Source organism: Streptomyces sp. NBC_00028 (genome assembly GCF_045041065.1).
Classification (GTDB): Bacteria; Actinomycetota; Actinomycetes; order Streptomycetales; family Streptomycetaceae; genus Streptomyces.
This window is the reverse complement of record NZ_CP108293.1, coordinates 8983949-9005682: the sequence shown is the minus strand read 5'-3', so window position 1 is coordinate 9005682 and position 21734 is coordinate 8983949. Positions and strand designations below refer to the sequence as shown.

At 71.6% G+C, this 21734-nt stretch carries 23 protein-coding genes; 10 read left to right on the top strand and 13 right to left on the bottom strand.

Annotated features, from left to right (window positions below; translation table 11 throughout):
• Nucleotides 1-17 precede the first annotated feature (17 nt).
• Nucleotides 18-326 carry a DUF4235 domain-containing protein gene (locus tag OG885_RS40835; protein ID WP_405741123.1) on the top strand — a complete coding sequence of 103 codons (309 nt, stop codon included), beginning with the start codon at nt 18-20 and terminating at the stop codon, nt 324-326.
• An 82-nt stretch (nt 327-408) separates the two neighbouring features.
• On the opposite strand, the gene OG885_RS40830 is transcribed toward OG885_RS40835, so the two are convergent.
• The 3 genes from OG885_RS40830 to OG885_RS40820 form a co-directional block, all read right to left on the bottom strand.
• Nucleotides 409-801, bottom strand: coding sequence for a VOC family protein (locus OG885_RS40830; protein ID WP_405741121.1), 393 nt, complete (start codon nt 799-801; stop codon nt 409-411).
• A 79-nt stretch (nt 802-880) separates the two neighbouring features.
• A complete protein-coding gene (locus tag OG885_RS40825; RefSeq protein WP_405741118.1) occupies nt 881-1345 on the bottom strand; it encodes a pyridoxamine 5'-phosphate oxidase family protein in 465 nt (154 codons plus the stop codon).
• Nucleotides 1346-1384: 39 nt separating this feature from the next.
• Nucleotides 1385-2116, bottom strand: a complete 732-nt coding sequence (locus OG885_RS40820) for a TetR/AcrR family transcriptional regulator (protein WP_405741115.1) — start codon at nt 2114-2116, stop codon at nt 1385-1387.
• Between the two features lie 125 nt (nt 2117-2241).
• Between OG885_RS40820 and OG885_RS40815 the strand changes: the two genes are divergently transcribed.
• The 3 genes from OG885_RS40815 (at nt 2242) to OG885_RS40805 (ending at nt 7283) form a co-directional block, all read left to right on the top strand.
• On the top strand, nt 2242-3744 hold the full coding sequence (locus tag OG885_RS40815; RefSeq protein WP_405741112.1) for an APC family permease: 1503 nt from the start codon (nt 2242-2244) through the stop codon (nt 3742-3744).
• A 10-nt stretch (nt 3745-3754) separates the two neighbouring features.
• Entirely contained in the window at nt 3755-5395 is a 1641-nt protein-coding gene (locus OG885_RS40810) for an amidohydrolase (RefSeq protein ID WP_405741109.1), read from the top strand.
• 181 nt (nt 5396-5576) lie between these two features.
• Nucleotides 5577-7283: a hypothetical protein gene (locus tag OG885_RS40805; protein ID WP_405741106.1), complete on the top strand. Its 1707-nt coding sequence runs from the start codon at nt 5577-5579 to the stop codon at nt 7281-7283.
• A gap of 65 nt (nt 7284-7348) precedes the next feature.
• Here OG885_RS40805 and OG885_RS40800 read toward each other — a convergent pair whose 3' ends face one another.
• Genes OG885_RS40800 through OG885_RS40780 form a run of 5 tightly spaced genes read right to left on the bottom strand, consistent with a single transcriptional unit; the run spans nt 7349 to nt 11706 of the window.
• Complete coding sequence (locus OG885_RS40800; RefSeq protein WP_405741103.1) at nt 7349-8599, bottom strand: cytochrome P450; 1251 nt, start codon at nt 8597-8599, stop codon at nt 7349-7351.
• Nucleotides 8596-9198 (bottom strand): ATP/GTP-binding protein, encoded by a 603-nt coding sequence (locus tag OG885_RS40795; protein WP_329342435.1) that lies wholly within the window; start codon nt 9196-9198, stop codon nt 8596-8598. The genes OG885_RS40800 and OG885_RS40795 overlap by 4 nt, the downstream gene beginning before the upstream one ends.
• Entirely contained in the window at nt 9179-9550 is a 372-nt protein-coding gene (locus tag OG885_RS40790; protein WP_329342434.1) for a DUF742 domain-containing protein, read from the bottom strand. The genes OG885_RS40795 and OG885_RS40790 overlap by 20 nt, the downstream gene beginning before the upstream one ends.
• Complete coding sequence (locus OG885_RS40785) at nt 9547-9966, bottom strand: roadblock/LC7 domain-containing protein (RefSeq protein WP_405741099.1); 420 nt, start codon at nt 9964-9966, stop codon at nt 9547-9549. The genes OG885_RS40790 and OG885_RS40785 overlap by 4 nt, the downstream gene beginning before the upstream one ends.
• A 6-nt stretch (nt 9967-9972) precedes the next feature.
• Nucleotides 9973-11706 (bottom strand): ATP-binding protein, encoded by a 1734-nt coding sequence (locus OG885_RS40780; protein ID WP_405741096.1) that lies wholly within the window; start codon nt 11704-11706, stop codon nt 9973-9975.
• A 331-nt stretch (nt 11707-12037) separates the two neighbouring features.
• On the opposite strand from OG885_RS40780, the gene OG885_RS40775 reads away from it, so the two are divergent.
• Nucleotides 12038-13600 carry a helix-turn-helix domain-containing protein gene (locus OG885_RS40775; RefSeq protein WP_405741093.1) on the top strand — a complete coding sequence of 521 codons (1563 nt, stop codon included), beginning with the start codon at nt 12038-12040 and terminating at the stop codon, nt 13598-13600.
• Here OG885_RS40775 and OG885_RS40770 read toward each other — a convergent pair.
• Nucleotides 13578-14054, bottom strand: a complete 477-nt coding sequence (locus tag OG885_RS40770) for a GNAT family N-acetyltransferase (RefSeq protein ID WP_405741091.1) — start codon at nt 14052-14054, stop codon at nt 13578-13580. The genes OG885_RS40775 and OG885_RS40770 overlap by 23 nt on opposite strands.
• Before the next feature lie 117 nt (nt 14055-14171).
• Between OG885_RS40770 and OG885_RS40765 the strand changes: the two genes are divergently transcribed.
• Both OG885_RS40765 and OG885_RS40760 read left to right on the top strand, forming a co-directional pair.
• Nucleotides 14172-14534: a DUF1304 domain-containing protein gene (locus OG885_RS40765; RefSeq protein ID WP_405741088.1), complete on the top strand. Its 363-nt coding sequence runs from the start codon at nt 14172-14174 to the stop codon at nt 14532-14534.
• Nucleotides 14531-15088: a TetR/AcrR family transcriptional regulator gene (locus tag OG885_RS40760; protein WP_329342425.1), complete on the top strand. Its 558-nt coding sequence runs from the start codon at nt 14531-14533 to the stop codon at nt 15086-15088. The genes OG885_RS40765 and OG885_RS40760 overlap by 4 nt, the downstream gene beginning before the upstream one ends.
• 7 nt (nt 15089-15095) lie before the next feature.
• Here the strand turns inward: OG885_RS40760 and OG885_RS40755 are convergent, their stop codons facing one another.
• The gene (locus OG885_RS40755) at nt 15096-15950 is read right to left on the bottom strand and encodes a hypothetical protein (protein WP_405741085.1); all 855 of its coding nucleotides are present in this window, start codon (nt 15948-15950) and stop codon (nt 15096-15098) included.
• 60 nt (nt 15951-16010) lie between these two features.
• Nucleotides 16011-16967, bottom strand: coding sequence for a GlxA family transcriptional regulator (locus tag OG885_RS40750; RefSeq protein ID WP_405741082.1), 957 nt, complete (start codon nt 16965-16967; stop codon nt 16011-16013).
• 71 nt (nt 16968-17038) lie between these two features.
• Here OG885_RS40750 and OG885_RS40745 point away from each other — a divergent pair, with 71 nt between their 5' ends.
• Nucleotides 17039-17989: an NADP-dependent oxidoreductase gene (locus OG885_RS40745; RefSeq protein WP_405741079.1), complete on the top strand. Its 951-nt coding sequence runs from the start codon at nt 17039-17041 to the stop codon at nt 17987-17989.
• Between the two features lies 1 nt (nt 17990).
• On the opposite strand, the gene OG885_RS40740 is transcribed toward OG885_RS40745, so the two are convergent.
• Together OG885_RS40740 and OG885_RS40735 are read right to left on the bottom strand one after the other, a co-directional pair.
• On the bottom strand, nt 17991-19097 hold the full coding sequence (locus OG885_RS40740) for an NAD(P)-dependent alcohol dehydrogenase (protein WP_405741076.1): 1107 nt from the start codon (nt 19095-19097) through the stop codon (nt 17991-17993).
• Between the two features lie 40 nt (nt 19098-19137).
• Nucleotides 19138-20592 carry an aldehyde dehydrogenase family protein gene (locus tag OG885_RS40735; protein ID WP_405741073.1) on the bottom strand — a complete coding sequence of 485 codons (1455 nt, stop codon included), beginning with the start codon at nt 20590-20592 and terminating at the stop codon, nt 19138-19140.
• Between the two features lie 115 nt (nt 20593-20707).
• Here OG885_RS40735 and OG885_RS40730 point away from each other — a divergent pair, with 115 nt between their 5' ends.
• Nucleotides 20708-21145 carry a MarR family winged helix-turn-helix transcriptional regulator gene (locus OG885_RS40730; protein WP_405741070.1) on the top strand — a complete coding sequence of 146 codons (438 nt, stop codon included), beginning with the start codon at nt 20708-20710 and terminating at the stop codon, nt 21143-21145.
• Nucleotides 21146-21352: 207 nt separating this feature from the next.
• Entirely contained in the window at nt 21353-21733 is a 381-nt protein-coding gene (locus OG885_RS40725; RefSeq protein ID WP_405741067.1) for an anti-sigma factor antagonist, read from the top strand.
• Nucleotide 21734: the final 1 nt, after the last annotated feature.

Here is a 21734-nt window from a genome sequence, read left to right as displayed (position 1 = left end):
GGACGAAGGAGAGACGGATGGCCAAGAAGAACAAGAAGAAGATGAAGCTCCCGCTGGCCTACAAGCCCCTGGGTTTCGCGCTGGGTTGGTCGAGCGGGGCGCTGGCCGGGGCCGCGTTCCGCAAGACGTGGAAGGTGATCCGGCACGAGGACGACGCGCCCGACGCCCTGGACCGCAACCGGGGTTGGGGCGAGATCCTGTTGGCGGCGGCGGTACAGGGCGCGATCTTCGCGGTGGTGCGCAGCGCGGTGGACCGCACGGGCGCGAAGGCCATCGAGCGGTCCACCGGGGTCTGGCCGACGGACGACGACGGCGGCCGGGACTGACGCCACGTCAATTTCAGGCCGGCGCACCGCCGTCGGCCCTGCCCGGTCACCCCAACGTCAGCCCTGCCCGGTCACCCCGACGTCAGCCCTGCTTGGGCGCCGTCGGGGTGACCCGGCGCAGGGTGAAGGAGTGGCCGGCCGGGTCGGCGTAGCCGCGCTCCTCGAACGGGCCCGAGGCGTCCTTGGTCTCCAGTGGACGCCCGCCGAGTCCGATGATCCTGCGCTCCGCCTCGTCCAGGTCGTCGACGACGAAGTCGAGGTGGGCCTGGAGGGCGTTCTCGGGGCGCGGCCAGCTCGGCGGAGTGGCGTTCATGTCCCGGCGGAACGCCATCCGCATACCCTCCGAGCCCCTGATCTCCACGCGGTTGGCCGTCGCGTCCGTCTCCTCGCCCTCCAGCAGCTCCTTGTAGAACCCGGCGAGCTTCTCCGGCTCGGCGCAGTCGAGCACCACGACGCCCGCTTTCACCAGTGCCATGTCTCCTCCGTACGGTCCGGGGCGCGGGGCGTTCGTGCCCCGCGGCCCTGTATCCCACGGATATCCCGCTCCGCCCCGTTCAGTCGGCGACCAGCCACTCCCCGTGCCGCATCAGTTCCCGCCCGACGAGTTCATCGGCCTCGCGCCAGGCCTGGATCCGCACCGGGCGGACCCTGAAGTACTCGTAGGGGGTGGACAGTTGACGCGGGTCGAAGCCGGTCTTGGCCGCGAAGCGGTCGCCGTCCTCCTGGGACAGTTCGGCGAGGGTGATCGTCTCGACGGCGCCCTCGATCATCGTGACGTCCCTGGTCGGTCCGATGCCGAGCCGGGTGCGGCCGGTGGTGCGCAGATTGCGTCCGGTGGGGCTCTTGGCCGGCGTCGCGAGGAGCAGGGTGGCGCCGTCCCAGAGGAAGGAGAGCGGGACGAGGAACGGCACTCCGCCGTCCGCGGCGGCCGTCGCGACCCAGACGTCCTCGTCGTGCTCAAGGCGGTGCAGGGTGTCAAGCTTCCGCTGTTTCGCGGGACGTGCGGGCGGGTTCGCCATCGCCGGTCGGCCTCCTGGACTCGTCTGAAACGGACGGGATCAGTCTCGCGGCCGGACCCGTGCCGTGTCCTGGATCTCCGCGAGCCGGGCCGCCGCCGCGCCGAGGAGCAGGTCGAGCGCCGTCGGATAGGAGCTGCGCGGCATGTCCGTGACGAGATGGCGGGCGGTCGCGGCGATGTGCGGGTGGGTGGTGGCGGGGAGTCGGGCGTACGTGGCCCGCCATACGGCCGTCTCCGCCTCCCGGGCCGGTTTCGGCAGCGCGGTGCTCGCCGAGTCGAGGGCGGCGAAGGCGAGCGCCTGGTCGACGAAGGCGTGGTAGATCCGTACCGCCTCGGCGTCGGGGAACCCGGCGTCGCGCAGCACGCCGATGATGGTCTCCACGGCCTGGATCTCGTGGTCGCGCCCGGTGACCCGGTGCGAGCTGAGGACCGCGGCCCGGGGGTGGGCGAGCGCGCCGGCGTGCATGCGCAGGCCCAGGTCCCGCAGGTCGGCCCGCCAGTCCCCGGTGGGCCGCCAGGTGCGCAGGGTGTGGCCGATCAGCTCGTCGGCGACGGCGAGCATGAGGTCGTCGGTGTGCCGGAAGTACCGGTACAGGGAGCTGGGGTCGGCGCCGAGGGCACGGCCGAGGCGGCGCACGGAGAGGGCCTCGGCGCCGTGCTCCTCGATCAGCCTGAGGGCGGTGGCGACGATCAGCTCCTCGGACAGGACGACACCCTGCTTGGTGGGGCGTCTGCGCCGCCGGGCGTCGGGCGGGACGACACGTTCGCTCATGCATGCCTCCGTGGGGCTGATGTCGCGACCTTACGACAACACCGTTGACCTGTTAACCCCGCGGACAGTTTCATGTCGCCTCACCGGGGCCGACCAGGCCCCCCGGTGCGAGCGGAGAACCGGCCATGCCCGACACACCACCACCCCAGGCGTCTCCCGCGCCGTCGGGGCTGCGCAAGTCCCTCGGCGTCCTGGACGGCGTCGCCATCGCCGCCTCCAGCACGGCCGCGACCACCAGCATCGGCATCGGCCTCGGTGTCACGGCCGGCGTCGTCGGACTGCATCTGCCGGCGATCATGCTCCTGGCGTTCCTGCCGGTCCTCGGCATCGCCGGCGCCTACGCCCGCCTCAACCGCGTCGAGCCGAACGCCGGCAACGGCTATGTGTGGGTGGGCCGTTCGCTCACTCCCTGGCTGGGTTTCCTGGTCGGCTGGGTGAACATCGTGGCGACGGTGGCGTTCCTCGCGTACACCACCGCCGTCACCGGGTCGGCCCTGATCCAGCTGGCCGGGGACGCCGGAGTGCACCGGTTGGCCGGCCTCACCCTGGACCCGGGCTCGACAGCCCAGACGACACTCCTCGGTGTCGTGGTCCTCGCCGCGGTCACGCTGACCGCCGTGACGGGCGTACGGACCGCGGCACGGCTTCAGGCCGGGCTGCTGGTCTTCGAGTACGTCGTCCTGCTGGGCTTCTGTGGATACGGCATCGTCACCGGCCCGCACGCCTTCAGTTGGAGCTGGTTCGACCCGTTCGCGATCCCGTCCGCGACCGCGCTGGCCCAGGGGCTGCTGCTGTCGGTGTTCTGCTACTGGGGCTTCGAGGCCGCGTTCAGCGTCTCCGAGGAGGTCCGCGATCCCCGGGACGCCTCCCGGGCGGGTCTGACGACACTGTTCACGATGCTCGGACTGTTCCTCCTCGGCTCGATCGCCTTCCAACGCGTCCTGTCCGAGCAGGAGTTGGCCGGGCACGGCGCCGAGGGTCTGGCGTTCTTCGGGGACCGGCTGGCCTCGCAGCCGCTGGCCGCGCTCCCGCTGGTGGCGCTGATGTTCTCGGCGGTCGCCTCGCTCCAGGCGGGGGTGATCCCGACGGCCCGGGGCATGTTCGCGATGAGCCGGGACCGTACCCTCGGACCGGTCTGGTCGAAGGTCAGCAGCCGGTACGGCACTCCCGCCGCCGGGACCGTGCTGATCGGCGCGCTGGCGGCCGGGGTCGCGCTCCTCGCCCTGGTCATTCCCCGGCTCGCGGACATGATCATGGCGACGGTGAGCGCCATCGGCATCGTGGTGGCCCTGTCGTACGCACTGACCGCCCTCGCGGCCGCCGTGCGCTTCCGTTCGCTGCTGCGCGAGGACTGGCGGGAGGGCGTACGGGCCGTGGTGCTGCCCACGCTCAGCGCGCTGGCCCTGCTCGGTCTCGGCGGGTATCTCGGCTGGTCCTTCTACACCTCCACCGATCACTTCGCACTCCGCGCGGACAACGGCTGGTTCCTGCTCAGCACTCCCCTGGCGATGATCGCGTCCGGCTTCGTGGCCGCGGCGTGGGCCAAGTGGGTACGCAGGTCGGCCTACTTCCGCACCGGCGAGGGCACCGACGCGGACGCGCCTCGCCTGATCCCCACCTCCCACTAGGAAACGGACCATGTACGCAGATCTGCTCTTCACCGGCGGCCCCGTCCTCACCACCGAAGGCCGCGGCGCGACCGCCGTGGCCGTCACCGGCGACCGCATCACCGCCGTAGGAGGGGACGAGGTCCTGGAACTCCGCGGGCCGCGGACCGAAGTGGTCGACCTCGCCGGGCGGTTGCTGCTGCCGGGCTTCCAGGACGCGCATGTGCATCCCGTGCCGGCCGGCCTGGAACTGACCCAGTGCGATCTGACCGGCACGAGGACGGCGGCGGAGACGGTCGCCGCCGTGCGCGCGTACGCCGACGCGCATCCCGAGCGGGAGTGGATCACCGGCGGCGGCTGGTCCATGGAGGCGTTCGAGGGCGGCACCCCGACGAAGGAGCTGCTGGACGCCGTCGTCCCCGACCGGCCCGTCTATCTGCCCAACCGCGACCACCACGGTGCCTGGGTCAACAGCCGCGCCCTCGCGCTGGCCGGCATCACACGCGACACGCCCGACCCCGCCGACGGGCGGATCGAACGGGACCCCTCGGGTTCGGGCGAGCCGAGCGGCACCCTCCAGGAAGGGGCGATGCAGCTCGTCGGACGCCTCGCTCCCCCGGCCACACCGGCCGACCGGCTGGCCGCCCTGCTGCACGCCCAGCGCCATCTGCACGCGCTCGGTGTCACGGCCTGGCAGGACGCGCTCGTCGGGGACTTCCTCGGCATGGACAACCCCGCCGAGGCGTATCTGACGGCCGCCCGGGACGGCTCGCTGACCGCGCGGGTCGTCGGCGCCCTGTGGTGGGACCGGGAGCGCGGGGCCGAGCAGATCCCCGAACTCGTGGAGAAGCGGGCCGCGTTGACTCACGGACGGTTCCGGGCGGGCACCGTCAAGCTGATGCTGGACGGGGTCGCCGAGACCGGGACGGCGGCGCTGCTCGACCCGTACCTGGACAAGTGCGGCTGCGCCACCGCCAACCGGGGCACCAGCTTCATCGACCCCGGTCAACTTCCCAAGTACGTGACGGAGTTGGACGCGCTCGGCTTCCAGTGCCACTTCCACGCGCTGGGCGACCGTGCCGTACGTGACGCGCTGGACGCCATCGAGGCCGCCCGCACCGCGAACGGACGGAGCGACACGCGACCCCACCTGGCACATCTTCAGGTGGTGCACCCCGATGACATACCGCGGTTCGCCCGACTCGGCGCCACCGCCAACATCCAGCCACTGTGGGCTGCGCACGAACCGCAGATGGACGAGCTCACCATTCCCTTCCTCGGGGCCGAACGGGCCGCGTGGCAGTACCCGTTCGGCGCGCTGCTGCGCTCCGGAGCCACGCTCGCGGCGGGCAGCGACTGGCCGGTGAGCAGCCCCGATCCGCTGGAGGGCATCCATGTCGCGGTCAACCGGGTGACGCCGGGAGCGGACGGCGCGCCCGTCTTCCTGCCCGCCGAACGCCTGGGACTCGCCGAGGCGTTGACCGCGTACACGGCGGGTTCGGCGTATGTGAACCACCTCGACGACACCGGCCGGGTGCGGGTGGGGGCGCTGGCGGACCTGGTCGTGCTGGACCGCGACCCGTTCGCCGCCGCGCCCGAGGGGATCGCGGACACGCGGGTGGCGCTGACGTACGTGGGGGGCGCGCGAGTGTACGCAGCTCAAGGGGCTTGAGCAGTAACGGAGATCACGGTCGGGTCACGGTGTAGATCATTTACGCTCTGGGAAGCCTCGTTCCGCTTCTCGTTTCAACTTTCGTGTCACGAAGCTGAGTTCGAGTGCATGGGCGGTCTCCCCCTGGACCGCCCTTCCCAGGGGTGGGGGGGTTCTGCGCGCCGTCTCCGAAAGGATCCACATGCCTCAGGCCGTCACGTCCGACCTCCCCTCCGACATCCCCACCGGACGGCACCGTCCCACTGAGGCGGGGGACGCCCTGACCCGCCTCCTGGCCGAACACATCAAGGGGATCACCGAGCAACACCGCAGTTCCCAGAGCGCCGTTCAGCAACGGCTGGACGCACTCCGCTCCCCCGGCGCCGGTACCACGCTGCGGGTGGAAGGAGCCCTCCACCTGGCGCGGCCCGCCTTCCTCCCTCCCGACGAGGAGGGCCAGGCGCGGCTGAGCCGCCTCGACGCCGGGCTGCGCGTGATAGAGGCGGCCTTCCCCCAGGTCGCCACCGATGCCGAGATCTGCCGGCTCACCTGCTCGATGCTGGAAGGGGCCTGGCGCAGCCGCGCGCTCGCCCCGCCCCAGGCGCGGGAGCAGACGCCCCCCTGCGCCTGCGTGCTCTGCCGCCGACTGCCCATACCCCCCGCCCGCACGCTGGACGACTACGGCTGGCGGCAGAGCGCCGGGCGCCCCCTCGCCGTCAAGACCTGGCCGTACCGCCGGGAACTCGACAGCGTGCTGACGGGCGGCTGGTCCTGGACCCGGCAGATGAACGACCTGGAGCACGACCTCGGCCACCGCCACCGCTTCGAGGACGACATCCTCGTCTTCCACGAGTACAAACGCGTGGTCGACACCATCGACACGGCCGGCCTCACCCAGCTCATCGAAGACCGCCTGGCCGAGAACTTCAGCACCAACACGGCGCGGGCCCTGGTCGCCGGGCTCTTCGCCGCCCACAAGCGAGCCGTCGACGAGTACTGGCTCCAGCAGCACGGCGCGGGCACCGTCACGCTCCCCCAGACCAACCCGCTCAGCCACAGCACCTACTCGGCCCTGCAGATGATGGACTGTCTGTTCTGGCATGTCGCGCCCGACTCCGAGCTCTGGCAGGAGGAGAACCTCGCCTCGCTGCTGCTGTGCCGCGTCATCGACGACATGGCCGACGTCCGGGCCGACGCCCTCACCGGCGAGATCAGCAACTTCTGGCTCGCCGACCTGCCCACCCACACCAAGGCGTTCTACGCCGCCTGTGCCATAGCCATCGTCAAGTACGGCTGCACGCCCGAGGCGCACGAACCGATGTGGAACACCTGGCTGATGACGACGACCATCGTCTGGATGGGGCTCACGGGCCGCCACGCCCTGTGGTTCGACGGCATCACCCAGGGCCTCCCCGCGGCCGAGGCGTGCCCGCTGTGCGACCTGCAGCCCAACCCCTGCACCGGCATCCTCACCGAGGGCACCACCCTCACCGTCGCCCCGCGGGCCACCGTACCGGCGCTGAGCGCCCGGACCGCCGAGCTGTCCGCCCGCTGCAAGGTCCAACACCCCCGGGCATGGCCCCTGTTCGACGCCGAGCTGCATGCCTTCGAGGCGGTGCACGGCCCCTGGTCCGGTGACATCGACAACGCGTGGGAGATACTGCGCCGCACCTACATAGCCGGCGTGGAGGCGTCCATGGCCGCACCGTCCCCGGACCGCGCCCGTGCGGTCCAGGTGGACGCCGGCGTGGTCGGTGCCGAGAGGTTCCACGCCCTGCACGACCCTCGGACCGGCAGGGAGGACATCACGCTGCTGGCCTACATGTTCGCCTGCGCCCACCCGCACTTCCTCTGGAACGCCACGGGGTACGTCCCGACAGACGTGGCGGGCGACTGGCTCGACGGCTGACAGCGAACACCACGCTGCCCAGCCGGGGTTCCGGCCGGGCAGCGTGGTGTCGGACGGGGATGGTGTCAGACGGAGAACTCGACGGGCAGGCTGTCGAGTCGGAACTCCCAGGTGGAGGCGGTCGAGGAGAGTTCCTCCGACGGCACCGCCAGACGCAGGCCCGGCAGCCGGTGCAGCAGGACGTCCACGCCGATCTCGATGATGGACTGACCGATGCTCTGCCCCGGGCACTCGTGCGGTCCGGCGCTGAACGCCAGGTGCGACTGGTTGCCCTGCACGGCCACGTCCGCGTCGGGCCGTACCTCCGGGTCGACGTTGCCTGCGGCCAGGCCGAGTATCAGGAGCTCGCCCTCCTGGATGTGATGGCCGCCCAGTTCCAGGTCGGCGGCGGCGAAGCGGCCCGGCAGCACGGCCAGCGGCGGGGTGTCCCACATGACCTCCTCCACCACCGAGGAGATGTTCAGCTGCCCGCTGACCAGACCGGACAGCCGGGCGGAGTCGGTGAGGACCAGCTGCAGCACCCGGGCCAGCAGGTTGCTGGTGGTGGTGTGCGCGGCGATCAGCACCAGACGCAGATGGCTGACGACCTCGTCGTGGTCGAGCCCGGCCGGGTGCTCCAGCAGGGCCGTGGCGAAGTCGGAGCCGGGCTCGGCGCGCTTGCGGTCGGTGAGGTCCGAGAGGATCTGCATGATCCGGCCGTTGTGCTCCAGGGCTCCCTCGCCGCCCTTGAAGACCTGGGCACACGACTCGACCAGACGGACCCCGTCCTCCGTGCGCAGGCCCAGGATCCGGGTGAGCACGAGCATCGGCAGGAGCTCGGCGTAGTCGGCCACCAGGTCGGCGTTCCCCGAGTCGGCGAACGCGTCGATCTGCTTGTTGGCGAAGTACGTGGCATGCCGTCGCACCCCGCGGCTGGACGCCGCGAGCAGCCCGTCGGTGACCGCGCCGCGCAGCCGTCGGTGCGGCTCGCCGTCCTGGGAGACGCAGTCGGGCCGCCAGCCGACCATCGGGATCAGCGGGTGCGTCTCCGGGATGTGCCCCTCCCGCCAGTCCCGCCAGATGCGTGCGTCCCGGCTGAACTGGCGGGGGTTGTCGAGCACCCGCCGGTTGTCCCGGTAGCCCAGGACCAGCCAGGCGGGCACGTCACCCTCCAGCAGCACCGGCGCGACCGAACCGTGCTCCTTGCGCAGCCGCTCGTAGATCGCCTGCGGGTCGGTCGCCGCCTCCGGCCCGTAGAGCCGGGCGAGATCGACTCCGCCGTGGGCGACGGGGCAGCCGCGCGGGGCGTCGGTGCCGTTTAAGGGCTGATCGGTCATCGGGACTCCAGGGCGACGGCGGATCGGTCCTTCAAGTGACGTATGAGGGCGACCAGTACGTCACGGCTGGAAGCCCGGTCGCGGGCGTCGCAGGCCACGACCGGGATGTGCTCGGGGATGTCCAGGGCGTCCCGGATCTCCTCGACGGGGTAGTCCTTGGAGTCCGGGAAGACGTTCAGGGCGACGACGAAGGGGACGTTCTGCCGCTCCATCTCCTCGATCGCCCGGAAGCTGGAGGCGAGCCGACGGGTGTCCACCAGCACGACCGCGCCGAGGGCGCCCTTGAACAGCCCGTTCCACAGGAACCAGAACCGCTCCTGGCCGGGGGTGCCGAACAGGTACAGCATCAGGCTGTCGTTGAGGCTGATCTTGCCGAAGTCCAGGCTGACGGTGGTCTCCGTCTTGTCCGCGACGCCGATCAGGTGGTCGACGTCGGCGCTGGCCTGGGTGAGGGTCTCCTCGGTGGTCAGCGGCTTGATGTCGCTGACCGAGCGGACCATCGTGGTCTTCCCGGTGCCGAAGCCGCCGGCGATCATCACCTTCACCGAGCGGGTCCCGCCGGCGTCCGGCCCGGGATGGTCAAAGCCTTTGAAGTCCACTGAGTACCTCCTCAAGGAGCGCGAGGTCGGGCCCGCGGCCGGCACCGTGCGCCGGGATGGGGTCACGGGCTTCGACGCGGTCTGCCTCCAGCAGGTCCGCCAGCAGCACCGCGAGAATGTTGAAGGGCAATCCGAGGTGGGCGCAGAGTTCGGCCACCGACAGCGGATCGCGGCAGCGCCGGACGATCTCCTCGTGCTCGTGCTGCATCCCCGTGCCCGGGGTGGATCGGGAGACGATGAGGGTCGCCACGTCGAGACTCGATGCCGAACCGCCCGGTCCGCTACGTCCCCCGGTGAGGACGTAGTAGCGCTCGAGACCGGACGGATCCGTGGGCCGGCGGGGAGCACTCATCCAGAGTGCTCCTCCAGGCGCGGAGTGGTGCCGAGGAGCTCACCCATCCGGCGGGCCAGGTCCCTCATCTGATGCCCGAGCAGCCCCTGGTCGAGGCCCTCTCGGGCGAGCACACCGAGATACGTCTCCACACCCGCGCGTACGACGAAGAGGTGCCCGCCGTCGACCTCGATCATCGCCAGCCGCAACTGGCCCAGCGGGCCGCCGGGCCGGGCGAACTGCTCCGCGACCGGCTGGGCCAGCGCCTGCAGGCCGGCCACCACCGCCGCGAAGCGGTCCACGTCGTCGGGGTCCTCGGCGCCGAAGGAGGTGATGGCCTTGCCGTCGCTGGAGGCCACGAGGGCGAAACGGATCTCCGGGATGGACTCCACGAGATCGCGGAGCGCCCAGCTCACGTCGGTTCCCTGTTGCGTCATGTCGACTCAGTCGCTCTCTTCAGTGCTGTGCTCGGTGGACTCGCGGCCGTCGGCCGTGCCGTCGCCGCCCTGGACCGGACCGGACTCGCGTCCGGCGGTGGCGAAGGCGGCCAGGCCGGCGAAGGACGCGTCCGGCGGGACGGCGGAGACGGCTGACGTCGTCTCCTCGCCCGGCTCCGGGCGCGCGGCCGGGGTGTACCGGACCTCCTCGCTCCGCCTGCTCCGGCGCCGGGGCAGTCCGCCGGGCGTGGTGTCCGCGGCCCCCGTCGTGTCGGTCACCTCGGTCGTCTCGATCGCCGCGGCGGCGGGTGGCGGGGTCTCCTCCCTGGCGGGTGCCGGGGCGGAGGCCTGCACCACGGGTGCGGCCGCGGGCAGCGGGCTGAAGTACTTGTGCGGGACCACCACGACCACCGAGGTGCCGAGCCAGGGCGAGTCCGCGTAGGTGACGCGGATGCCGTAGCGACGGGCGAGGATGCCGACGACCCTGAGACCGATCGTCGCGTCCTCCGAGACACCGCCGAGTCCGGGACCGGATCCGGTGCCGGCCAGGGCCTGCTCGGCCTCGCGCTTCTTCTCCTCGCTCAGACCCTTGCCGGAGTCCTGGATCTCGATGCCGACACCGTTCGGCACCTCCTTGCCGGAGACGAGCACCGGCTCGGTGGGCGGCGAGTAGCGGGCCGCGTTGTCCAGGAGGTGGGCGAAGATCAGCGTGAGGTGGTCCACCAGACCGCCGTCGACGCCGAGTTCGGGCAGCTGGCGTACGTCGACCCGGTGGAAGTCCTTGATCCGGCCGATGCCGCCGCGGACCACGCTGAGCAGCCGCTGCGGTTCCTGCCACTGCCGGCCGGGACGGTCCGAGCCGCCCAGCACGCCGATGCTGGCGGCGAGACAGTCGGCGGGGCCGATCTCCTGGTCGAGCTCCATGAGCCCGCGCGCCACGGCGGGCAGCCGGCCGTGCTCACCCTGCATCTCGTGCAGCCGGCCGCGAAGCTTGCTGGTCAGCACATGGATGCGGTTGCCGATGCCGATGACGGCCTGCTCGGCGGCGGTGGACCGGTCGAACTCGCGCTCGACGCCGATCAGTGAGGTCCGTAGCACCTTGCGCAGCTCGGCCTGGAGTTCGGAACTCACCTTGGCGCACTGATTGCTGGCCGGCAGCAGGTCGTCGACGGCGTCACCGGCGCGCAGCTGCTCCAGCGCCTCGGGCAGCTGCTCGTCGGCGAGCCGGGCCACGGCGGACAGCTGGTGGGCCAGCTGCTCCTGCCAGACCTCGGCCTGGTCGGCGAGCTGTGCCTCGTACGACGAGGCCTGCTCGGTCAACCGTCCCTCGTAGGCGCGGGCCTGCTCGGCGAGCCGCTCCTCATAACCGGCGACCTGCTCGGCGAGCCGTTCCTCGTAGCCTGCGGCCTGGTCGGCGAGGCGGGCGTCCTGGGCCGCGTGTTCCGCGGAGAACTTCCGTTCCAGGCCCGCGACATGCTGCTGCCACTGCTGGGAGTGCTCGGCCTGCGAGGTGCGGAAGCCGGCCTCGGCGCGGTGCAGCTGCTTGCGCGTGCGGACCAGGAGCCGGACGCACACCGTGCTGGCCGCCGTGGCGGCGGCACCGGCGACGGCCGCGGTTATTCGCTCCGAGCTCATGAACGTGGCGGCAACTGTCCCGCCTCCTAAGGCCAGGGGCATCAGCCACCAGCTGTACCAGGCGACAGGGGCCCGCGCCGCCGGCGGCGGAGTGGCGAGTTCCATCTGCATCCTTCGAAGCAACACGATCGAACAGGGGGGTGTGCAAGGGGGGAAGCGCACTGACCAATGCGCACGGCAAGACGACCGATCACGACCGAGTCAACTCGCAGCGCCGCAGGGGAGCTTATCGGGTTTGGACCCGAAAGGATCAACCTCAGGGCCCGCCGGAGGTGAGGGTTCCGTCACGCTCAGCCAGGATCGAACAGTCGACAAATGCCCATACTGACCAGCACAGTTGTGAAAACGGACCTTGTCATCGGATGACAAATCACCACCCGGCACCTGTCCGTCGCTGATAAGCCCTGACGTATTACTGATGGGTATCGTCGCCATCGTGTCGAAGAGAGCCGCCATGGTGACCGACGACGGGGGCGGTCCGTTCGCGGCGTTGCCCCCGGATCTGCACCATCACCTCAGACCGTTCCTCACCGACCTCACCGAGGAGGTCGTACGGGCGATCAGAACCGAGATCCCCGAGTACGCGCGCCCCGCGGACGACACCTATATGCAGGGGGTCCACCGGGGCGTGGACCATGCGCTGCGAGGGTTCCTCGAGCGGATGGCGAAGCCGGAGAGCGACTGGGGGCCGGTACAGGAGACCTACCAGCGCATCGGGCGGGGCGAGGCCGAGGAGGGGCGCAGCCTTGACTCCTTCCAGTCGGCGCTCCGGCTCGGCGCGCGGGTGACCTGGCGGCGGGTGAACGCCCTGGTGGACGCCGATCTGCTGCCGCGCAACGTTCTGGGTGCGTTCGGGGAGGCGCTGTTCCTGCACCTCGACGAGATGGCCGCCGCGACGACCGCCGGCTACACCGAGGCCCGGCTGCACGCCGCCGGGGAGCTCCAGCAGCGCCGCATGCGCCTCGTGGACCTCCTGACCGCAGACCCACCGGCGTCGCCGGAGGCCATCGCGGACCTCGCCCACAGCGCGCGTTGGCCGGTACCGAAGACGCTCGCGGTGATCGCGATCGACTACGGCCCACCGCCGCCGGGCCCTGCCGGGCAGGCCGCAAGGCCGTTGCCGCCGGTGGGCGGACCGGCGGCGGGTGGACCGGCCGCGCATCCGTCGCCGTCGACGGGCGAATCCGCGGCGCGGCCTTCCTCGCCGACGCGGGGACCCGGACCCCAGCATGCAGCGCCGGGGCGCGGACCCGGGACGCCATCCCCGCCTCCGACGCGCGGTCCCTCCACGCAACCTTCGCCGCCCTCCCGCGGCCCCGGAGTGCAACCCGGGCCCGGGACGCCGTCCCCGGGTGTGCCGCGCGGTCCCTCCACGCAGCCTTCGTCGCCCTCCCGCGGACCCCTCGTACCACCCTCTCCCCCGGCACGCGGGCCCATCGTGCCGCCGGAGTTTCTCGCGCGGTTCGATGTGCAGCCCGCTGTGCTGGTGGTGCCGGATCCCGAGGGGCCCGGGCGGGCGCGGGCGGTGGCCGGGGCGTTGCAGGGGCTGCGCGCGGCGATGGGGCCGACGGTGTCCCTCCAGGAGGGCGCGCGGTCGCTGCGCTGGGCGTCCGAGGCGTTGGAGCTGGTGCGCCGGGGCGTGCTCCCGGACGCCGAAATGGTCCGCTGCCAGGACCACTTGGCCACCCTTCTGCTGCTGCGCGACGACGCCCTGGTCGACGCGATGGCCGAGCGCCGACTGCGTCCGCTGGAGCAGGTACGGCCACCGCAGCGCGAGCGGCTCGCGGAGACGCTGCTCAGTTGGCTGAGCGCCGGCCACAACGCCAGCGAGGTCGCCGTCCGGCTGGCCGTGCACCCGCAGACGGTGCGGTACCGCATGCGCCAGCTGGACGACCTGTTCGGGGCGGAACTCCAGGACCCCGTGGCCCAGTTCGAGATGCAGCTGGCGCTGCGGGCGCTGCAACTGCGTCGCGGGGCTAGAGGGCCCGGCGCAGGGTGAGCAACTGCGGTCCGAAACCGCTGCGTTCGTAGAAGCGGATCGCGTCCGCGTTGGCCGAGTACGCGGTCACCTCCGCCTGTTCGGCGCCCGAGTCCTCGGCCCAGGCGAGGAACTTCTCCATCAGGCGGGTTCCCGCGCGGGAGCGCCGGTGGGCCGGACGGACGTACATGCTGATCAGCGTGGCCGAGGTGACCAGCCGCTTGTCCGTGGGGCCGGTGACGGAACCCGTCAGATGGCCGACCACCTGACCCGCGCGGTCCACCACGAGCACGAGCCGCGCCGGGTCCGCCAGCGCCGCCGCGAACGACTCCGCCCCGTGCTCGCGCGGCCAGTCGACGTTGATGGTCGCGTCCCGCGTACCGCCGTCCTCCGCGAAAAGGCCCGCACTGGAGGCGACGAGCCCCGGTATGTCCTCGGCGCGCGCCCGTCGCACGATCACGTCCTCATCAGTCATGCCCGCAGGCTAGCGGGTCCCGGTGACATCCTGGACAGGTGTCCAGCTATAGTGGACACCTGTCCAGGAAATGGGTCCTGGCGCTGCCCCGCACAACCCCATACACCGAGGGAGATCATGGAAGCCGTCGCGAACGTTCTGGTGGGCCTGGTGGCCGCGCTGCACGCGTACATCCTGGTGATGGAGATGTTCCTGTGGCAGAAGAAGCCCGGGATGCGCTTCCACGGTTTCGACCGTGACATGGCCAAGGCGACCGCCGCGATGGCCGCCAACCAGGGCCTCTACAACGGCTTTCTCGCGGCCGGCCTGGTCTGGGGCCTCGTCGCCGCCGACCCGACCGGCTTCCGCGCCCAGGTCTTCTTCCTGTCGTGCGTGATCGTCGCGGGCGTGTACGGCGCGATCACCGCCAACGTCCGCATCCTCGTCGCGCAGGCCCTGCCCGGTGCCCTCGCGCTGGGCGCGGTCCTGCTGGCGCGGTGACGGCCGCCGAGGACCCGCGCGCGGCCCGCACCCGCGAGAAGCTGCGCGCCGCGCTGCTCGCGGAGTGCGCCGAGCGTCCGCTGGCGGAGGTCGGGGTGGCGGCGCTGACGCGACGGGCCGGGGTCGGCCGGGCCACCTTCTACGTCCACTACGCCGACCTGGAGGCCCTGGCGGTCGACGCCTGCGCCGATGTCGTACGCGAGGCCGTGGAGGCGCTGCACGCGTGGCGCGGACGGCCCGACCCGGTGCACGCGCCGCCCGCGCTCCCGGCGTTCTTCGCCTCGCTCGCCCCACACGCCGGTCTCTACCGGGCCCTGTTGAGTCCGGGCGGGGGCGGTCCGCTGGGCCGGGTCCTGCACCGGGATCTGCGGGCCTACAGTCTGCGCGAGCGGGAGCTGGCGGGCGCGGCGGACGCCCCGCTGGTGGCCTCGGCGGTCGCCGCCACCTTCGCCGGGGTGCTGGCCGACTGGCTGCACGGACTGCTGGCCGGAGACGCCGGTGACATCGCCGACCAGGTCTGGCAGTTGCTGGTCGCGCTGCACGCCAGCCGGTGACGGCGGTTCACACGCAGCCCATGCCGTCCTTCACCCGGGGCCAGGCCTCCACGCCGTTCGGCGTGCGCACGTACGCCGTCATCTCGTCGTCGGTGAGCCACAACTGCCAGTCGCGCAGCCGGTATCCGGTGTCGCGCGCGTCGGCGGGCATCCGGACGCCGCCGTCGTACTCGCCCAGGAGCATCTCACCGCCGAGCACCCCGTGCGGATCGCGGGCGTACAGCTTGCTGTCCCTGCCCTCGCCGGTGCCCAGGAAGTGCGCGTCCTGCCAGTCGCAGTGGGCGGCGCCGGCCGAGCTGCTGATGACGGTGAGCGGCACCCGCCTGCCGTCCCGGTCCTTCCAGACCTCGTACTCCTGCCCGTCGGTGTAGCTCGCCTCGAACTCCGCCGGATCGCAGGAGGCGCTGGTCTCCGGTCCCCAACCGGGCCTGTTCTTCTGGTCCTTGGCGACGATCACCGCCACTTTCGTGCGGCCGTCGACGTCGTAGGAGAACAGGACGCGTCCGCCCTCCTTCCGCTCCACCCGGTAGCCCTCCTGCGGCACGCCGGGCTGCTCGATGTCGAAGTAGGCCTTGAGCCCCTCCTCCGGTGTCTCGCCCCCGTCGCCCTCGCTCCACGGCTCGCCGCCGCCGGCGGTGTCGATCGGCCAGTCGCACTCCAGGGCACGGGCCGCGGCGCCCGTGTTCACGAGGTCGGACCGGTCGTCCTTCTCCTCGTCCCAGTCCTTGGCGGCGATGTGCAGCGGCCCGCTGTAGGGCGTGGGCGGAGCCGTGCCGGCGACGACCATGTCCCCCTTCTCGGTCCCGCACCCCACGGCCGCCAGCCCCACCAGTGCCGTCACTGCCACGATGCCTCTGCGCATCCCCACCCCTGTTCCCCGCCTGTCGTTGCGATCCTCCGACGCGGCAGTGCGGTGAAACGTTCAGCGGGCCGCCTGGAAGGTGCGCCGGTACGTCTGCGGCGACACCCCGATCGCCGCGTGCAGATGCTGGCGCAGTGAGGCGCCGGTGGCGAAGCCGACCTCGCCGGCGATCTGGTCCACCGACAGGTCGCTGGATTCCAGCAGGTGGCGGGCGCGCGCCACGCGCTGCTGGATCAGCCAGCGGCCGGGACTGAGGCCCACCTCGTCGTGGAAGCGGCGGGCGAAGGTGCGCAGGCTCATCCGGGCGTGGGCGGCGAGGTCGGTCAGGGCGAGGGGCTCGTCGAGGCGCTCCAGCGCCCAGGCGCGGGTGGCGGCGGTGCTCGCGGCGCCGCTCTGCGGGACCGGCTGCTCGATGTACTGGGCCTGACCGCCGTCCCGGAAGGGCGGCACGACGCAGCGCCGGGCCACCGCGTTGGCCAACTCGCTTCCGTGGTCGGTGCGGACGATGTGCAGGCAGACGTCCACGCCGGAGGCCGCGCCGGCCGAGGTGAGGATGCGGCCGTCGTGGACGAACAGGACGTCCGGGTCCAGGTCGACGTCCGGGTGGAGCCGCCGGAAGGCATCGGTCACCTGCCAGTGCGTGGTGGCCCTGCGCCCTTCGAGAAGGCCCGCCGCGGCGAGCACGAAGGCGGCGGTGCAGATCGACACCACGCGGGCGTCCGGGCGGATCAGCGCGAGGGCGGCGGCGACCTCGGTCGGCAGTTCGACGGGGATGTGCGGCTGGGCCATCGAGGCGACCACCACGGTGTCGGCCGTGGCGAGGATCTCCGGGCCGTGCTCGACCCCGATCGTGAAGTCCGCGTTGCTGCGCACCGGCAGGCCGTCGACGCTGCACGTCAGCACCTCGTAGTGCCCGTCGGCGGCGCCGAAGATCCGGCTGGGGATACCCAGCTCGAAGGGGTAGACGCCCTCCAGGGCCAGGACCACGACTCGTTCGACCCGTCGTTTCGCATGCATGGCACGATTCTATCGAAGGTTGGCAATCATGCCATTTCCCGGGGAGGCGGGCCCCGGCAGGCTGGATGACCATGAGCACTGTGAAGACGATGCGAGTCATCAGCCAGGACGTTCTCGGCGGCCCCGAGGTCCTGAAGGAGACCGAGGTGGAGCGGCCGGAGCCGCGCACGAACGAGGTACTGGTCCGGGTCCGGGCCGCCGGGGTCAACCCCACCGACTGGAAGCACCGCGCCACCGGCGGCTTCCTGGGCGAGCCGCCCTTCGTCCTGGGCTGGGACGTGTCCGGCGTGGTCGAGGCCGTCGGGATCGGCGTCGCCCGCTTCAAGCCCGGCGACGAGGTCTTCGGCATGCTGTCCTACCCGTACGGCCACGGTTCGCACGCCGAGTACGTCACCGCCCCGGCCCGTACCTTCGCGCACAAGCCGGCCTCGATCGGCCACACCGAGGCGGGCGCGCTGCCGCTGGTCTCGCTGACCGCCTGGCAGGCGCTGGTGGAGTACGCCGACGTACAGCCGGGGCAGCGGGTGCTGATCCACGCGGCGGCCGGCGGTGTCGGGCATGTGGCGGCGCAGATCGCCAAGGCGCGAGGCGCGTATGTGATCGGTACCGCGAGCGCGGGCAAGCACGAGTTCCTGCGCGGTCTCGGCGTGGACGAGGCGATCGACTACCGGGAGACGGACTTCGCCGAGGCGGTCAAGGACGTCGACGTCGTCCTGGACACCCTCGGCGGCGACACCTCCGTGCGCTCGCTGCGGGTGCTGCGGCCCGGCGGGCTCGTGGTGTCGATCCTGCCGGTCGGCTCGGACGAGTTCCACGAGGAGGCCGAGCGGCTCGGCGTCCGGGCGCTGCGCATGCTGGTCGACGCCTCCCACAGCGGAATGACGGCGATCGCCGAACTGGTCGAGGCGGGGAAGCTGCGCCCGACGATCGCCGGTACCTTCCCGCTGGCCGACGCCGCCGAGGCTCACGCCCTCGGCGACACCGGCCGCACCACGGGGAAGCTGGTCCTGGTGACGGACTGATTCAGAAGGTCAGTACGGGCTTGATCGCCTTGCCCGCCCCCATGTCCCGCACCGCCTGGTCGATGTCCGCGAACGCGTACGTGCTGACCAGGCGGTGCAGCGGGAGCCGCCCCTCCTTCACCAGCCGGACCAGGGCGGGAATGAAGGACTGTGTCTCGGCGTCACCGAGGGTGAGGCCGACGACCCGCTTGCCGCCGAGCAACCCGTTGACGTCCAGGGCGACCTCGGTACCGAACGGCGGGGCGCCGACGACGACCAGGGTGCCGCGGGCGCCGAGCGCGTCGACGCCCTGGCGCAGCACACCGACGTTGCCCGTGGTCTCGACGACGCCGTCCGCGCCCTGGCCGCCGGTGATCGCCGCGAGGGCCTCGCCGAGGTCCTCGTCACCGGCGTGCACCACATGCGTCGCCCCCAACTCCCGGGCCAGCGCGAGACGTTCGGCCACCCGGTCGACGGCGACGATCGTCGTGGCGGGGGTGAGGGCGGCGGCCATGACCGCGGACAGACCGACGGCTCCGGCGCCGAGGACGACGATCGTGCTGCCGGTTTCCGGCTTCAGTACGTTCCACACCGCGCCGACGCCGGTCTGCACTCCGCAGCCCAGCGGGGCGATCGAGGTCAGCGGCACCTCGGGGTCGACCTTGACGAGGCTGCGCTCGTCCACCAACGCCCGTTCGGCGAACGAGGACTGGCCGAAGAAGTGGCCGCCCAGTGTCTCGCCGTCCCGGCTGATGGTGGCGCTGCCGTCGGCCCGCCGACCGCCGATGAGGTTGAGCGGCAGCCAGGTGGCGCAGTAGGCCGGGTGGCCGCCGTCGCAGTTGCGGCACGCGCCGCAGGACGTGAACGACAGCACCACGTGGTCGCCCGGCGCGACACCGGTGACCGCCGGACCGACGGCCTCGACCACTCCGGCGCCCTCGTGACCGAGCACGCCGGGCAGCGGGAAGGGCAGACCGCCGCTCGCGACCCCGAGGTCGGTGTGACACAGCCCGGTGGCCACCATGCGGACGACCGCCTCGCCGGGCCCCGGCTCGTCGAGTTCGACGTCGGCGAGGGTGAAGGGCGCTCCGCCGGACTCGACGACCGCGGCGCGGGTGGGGATGGACATCGTACGAACTCCCTTGTTCTTCCTGCCCGTTCGGGACGGTTCAGCCGAGCGAGACGACGACGGACTTGACCTTGGTGTAGGCGGCGAGCGCCTCCGGGCCGTACTCGCGGCCGAAGCCGGAGTCCTTGACGCCACCGAAGGGGACCGCGGGGTCGAGCATCGCCCAGTCGTTGACCCAGACGATGCCCGCCTGGAGCCGGTCGGCGACGCGGTGCGCGCGGGCGAGGTTGGTGGTCTGGACACCCGAAGCGAGGCCGTACGGCGTGGAGTTGGCGAGGGCGACGGCCTCGTCCTCGGAGTCGAAGGGCTGCACGGTCAGGACCGGGCCGAAGATCTCCTCCTGGATCACGCGGGAGTCGTTCGGGAGGTCGGCGATGACGGTGGGCTTGTAGTAGTAGCCGCCGTCCAGGTCGAGGCGTTCACCGCCGCAGACGATGCGCCCGCCTTCCTTGCGGGCGAGTTCGACGTATTCCTCGACCTTCTTGAGGTGCTTCTCCCCCGCCATCGGGCCGATGACGGTCTCCGGTCGCCGCGGGTCGCCCAACGGCACGCCGGGTACGGCCTGTTGGAGGATGCCGAGCAGGGTGCTGTGGACCGACCGGGCCACCAGCAGGCGCGGACCGCCCATGCAGAACTGGCCGGAGTTGAAGACGAAGGCCTTGATGATCGCGCCGACCGCCTGCTCCAGGTCGGCGTCCTCGAAGACGATGTGGGCCGCGTTGCCGCCCAGCTCCATGGTGACGGGCTTGAGGTTCCCGCCCGCGACGCTCGCGGCGTGCCGGCCGACCGCGGTGGAGCCGGTGAAGGCGATCTTGTCGACGCCGCTGTGCCGCAGCAGCGCCTCGCCGGCGACCGGTCCGGCACCGGTGACGACGTTGACCACCCCGTCGGGGACACCGGCCCGCTGGAACAGCTCGGCCATGTAGAGCGCGCTGAGCGGGGTCTCGTCGGCGGGCTTGTGCACGACCGTGTTGCCCGCCGCGAGCGCCGGGGCGATCTTCGAGCCGGCGAGGATCAACGGGAAGTTGAACGGGGTGATCGCGGCGACCACGCCGAGCGGGTCGCGCCGGGTGTAGGCCAGGGCGTTCATGGGGGTGTCGCGGTGGGCGCCGTGCAGGGAGTGGGCGAGGGCGGCGAAGTGCTCGTAGTCGTTCGCCGCGTTGGTGACGTCGACGGCGTGGGCGAGCGTGATCGGCTTGCCGACGTCGAGGCTCTCCAGGCGGGCGATGTCGTCGGCGTTCTCGCGGATGAGCTCGGCCACGCGGTGCAGCACCCGGCCGCGCTCACGGCCGCTGAGCCCGGACCAGGAGCCGTCGTCGTACGCCTCGCGCGCGGCGCGCACGGCCGCGTCCACGTCGGCGGCGCCGGCCTCGGCGACGGTGGTGACGACCGTGCCCCGGGACGGGTCGACCACCTCGGTGCGGGCTCCGTCGGCGGCCTCCCGCCACTGTCCCCCGATGAACAGCCGCCCGGGTTCGATCTCGAAGGTGGTCATCGCCACTCCTCAGCCTCATTGCCAAGTTTTCAACCAACAGGATTCCTGTTGGTCCGCGTCATGGTCCGCAGTCTCATTACAGACAGGATTCCTGTCAATGCTCTAGGCTGAACTCATGCTCGACACCCAGGCGACCAAGGCGCCTCCGTCCCTGCTCTACATGGTCAAACAAGTGGAGCTCGTGGTCCGTTCCCACCTGGACGAGCTGGTCAGGCCGTCCGGGATCACCGCGCTCCAGTACACCGCACTGACCGTCCTGGAGCGGCACGACGGACTGTCGGCCGCACAGCTCGCGCGGGACTCGTTCGTCACGGCACAGTCGATCGCCGATCTCGTACGGTCGCTGGAGAACCGCGAGCTGGTGCGCCGGGAACGCAATCCGCGCAATCGCCGGGAGCTGCTGATCCTGCTCACCGACGCGGGTCGCGAGCTGCTCGCCCGACACGAGGAGCCGGTCCGCGAGCTGGAGGAGCGGATGGTCCGGGAGCTCACCGCACACCAGACCGAGCAGTTCCGGCAGGCCCTCTCCCGGGCCTGGCACGCCCTGTCCTGAGACTGGGCTGTAATTCACAGACATATGTCAATCGAACATGCTCAAATTCACTCCATCGAGGGTAACTTGCAGGGCGGGGAAAGGACTTGCACGTACTCCGGGCACGGTGACACGGCGGCTGCTCGTACGCTCGCCGCACGTTGTCACCCCAGCCCCCGGTGACCTGCACCCCGCCATGCGAAGGGCCCGGATGGAGGCGATGTCGTCGTGCAGCAGGAACCTGCACCGATCGGTCGGCACCTGCACATCCACCAGGACCGGGGACACACGGTGCTGGAGTTCCGCGGCGAGATCGACATCGTGGCCGCCGTGGAGATCGTCCCCCATCTGGACCGGGAGACCGGGCGTGACCGCTCCCGGGTCGTGATCGACCTGCGGCAGGTGGAGTTCTTCGACTGCTCCGGTCTGCGGCTGCTCTACCGCGCCCGCACCCGGGTCCTCGACCACGACGGACAGCTGCGCCTGGTCTGCGCCCACCCCCTCACCCTGCGGATCATGAGGGTCACCGGGCTGCACCGGTTACTGCCGCCGCACGAGACGCTGGACGCGGCCCTGGGACAGCCCGAGGCCGCGTCCGGGTCCGTGTGAC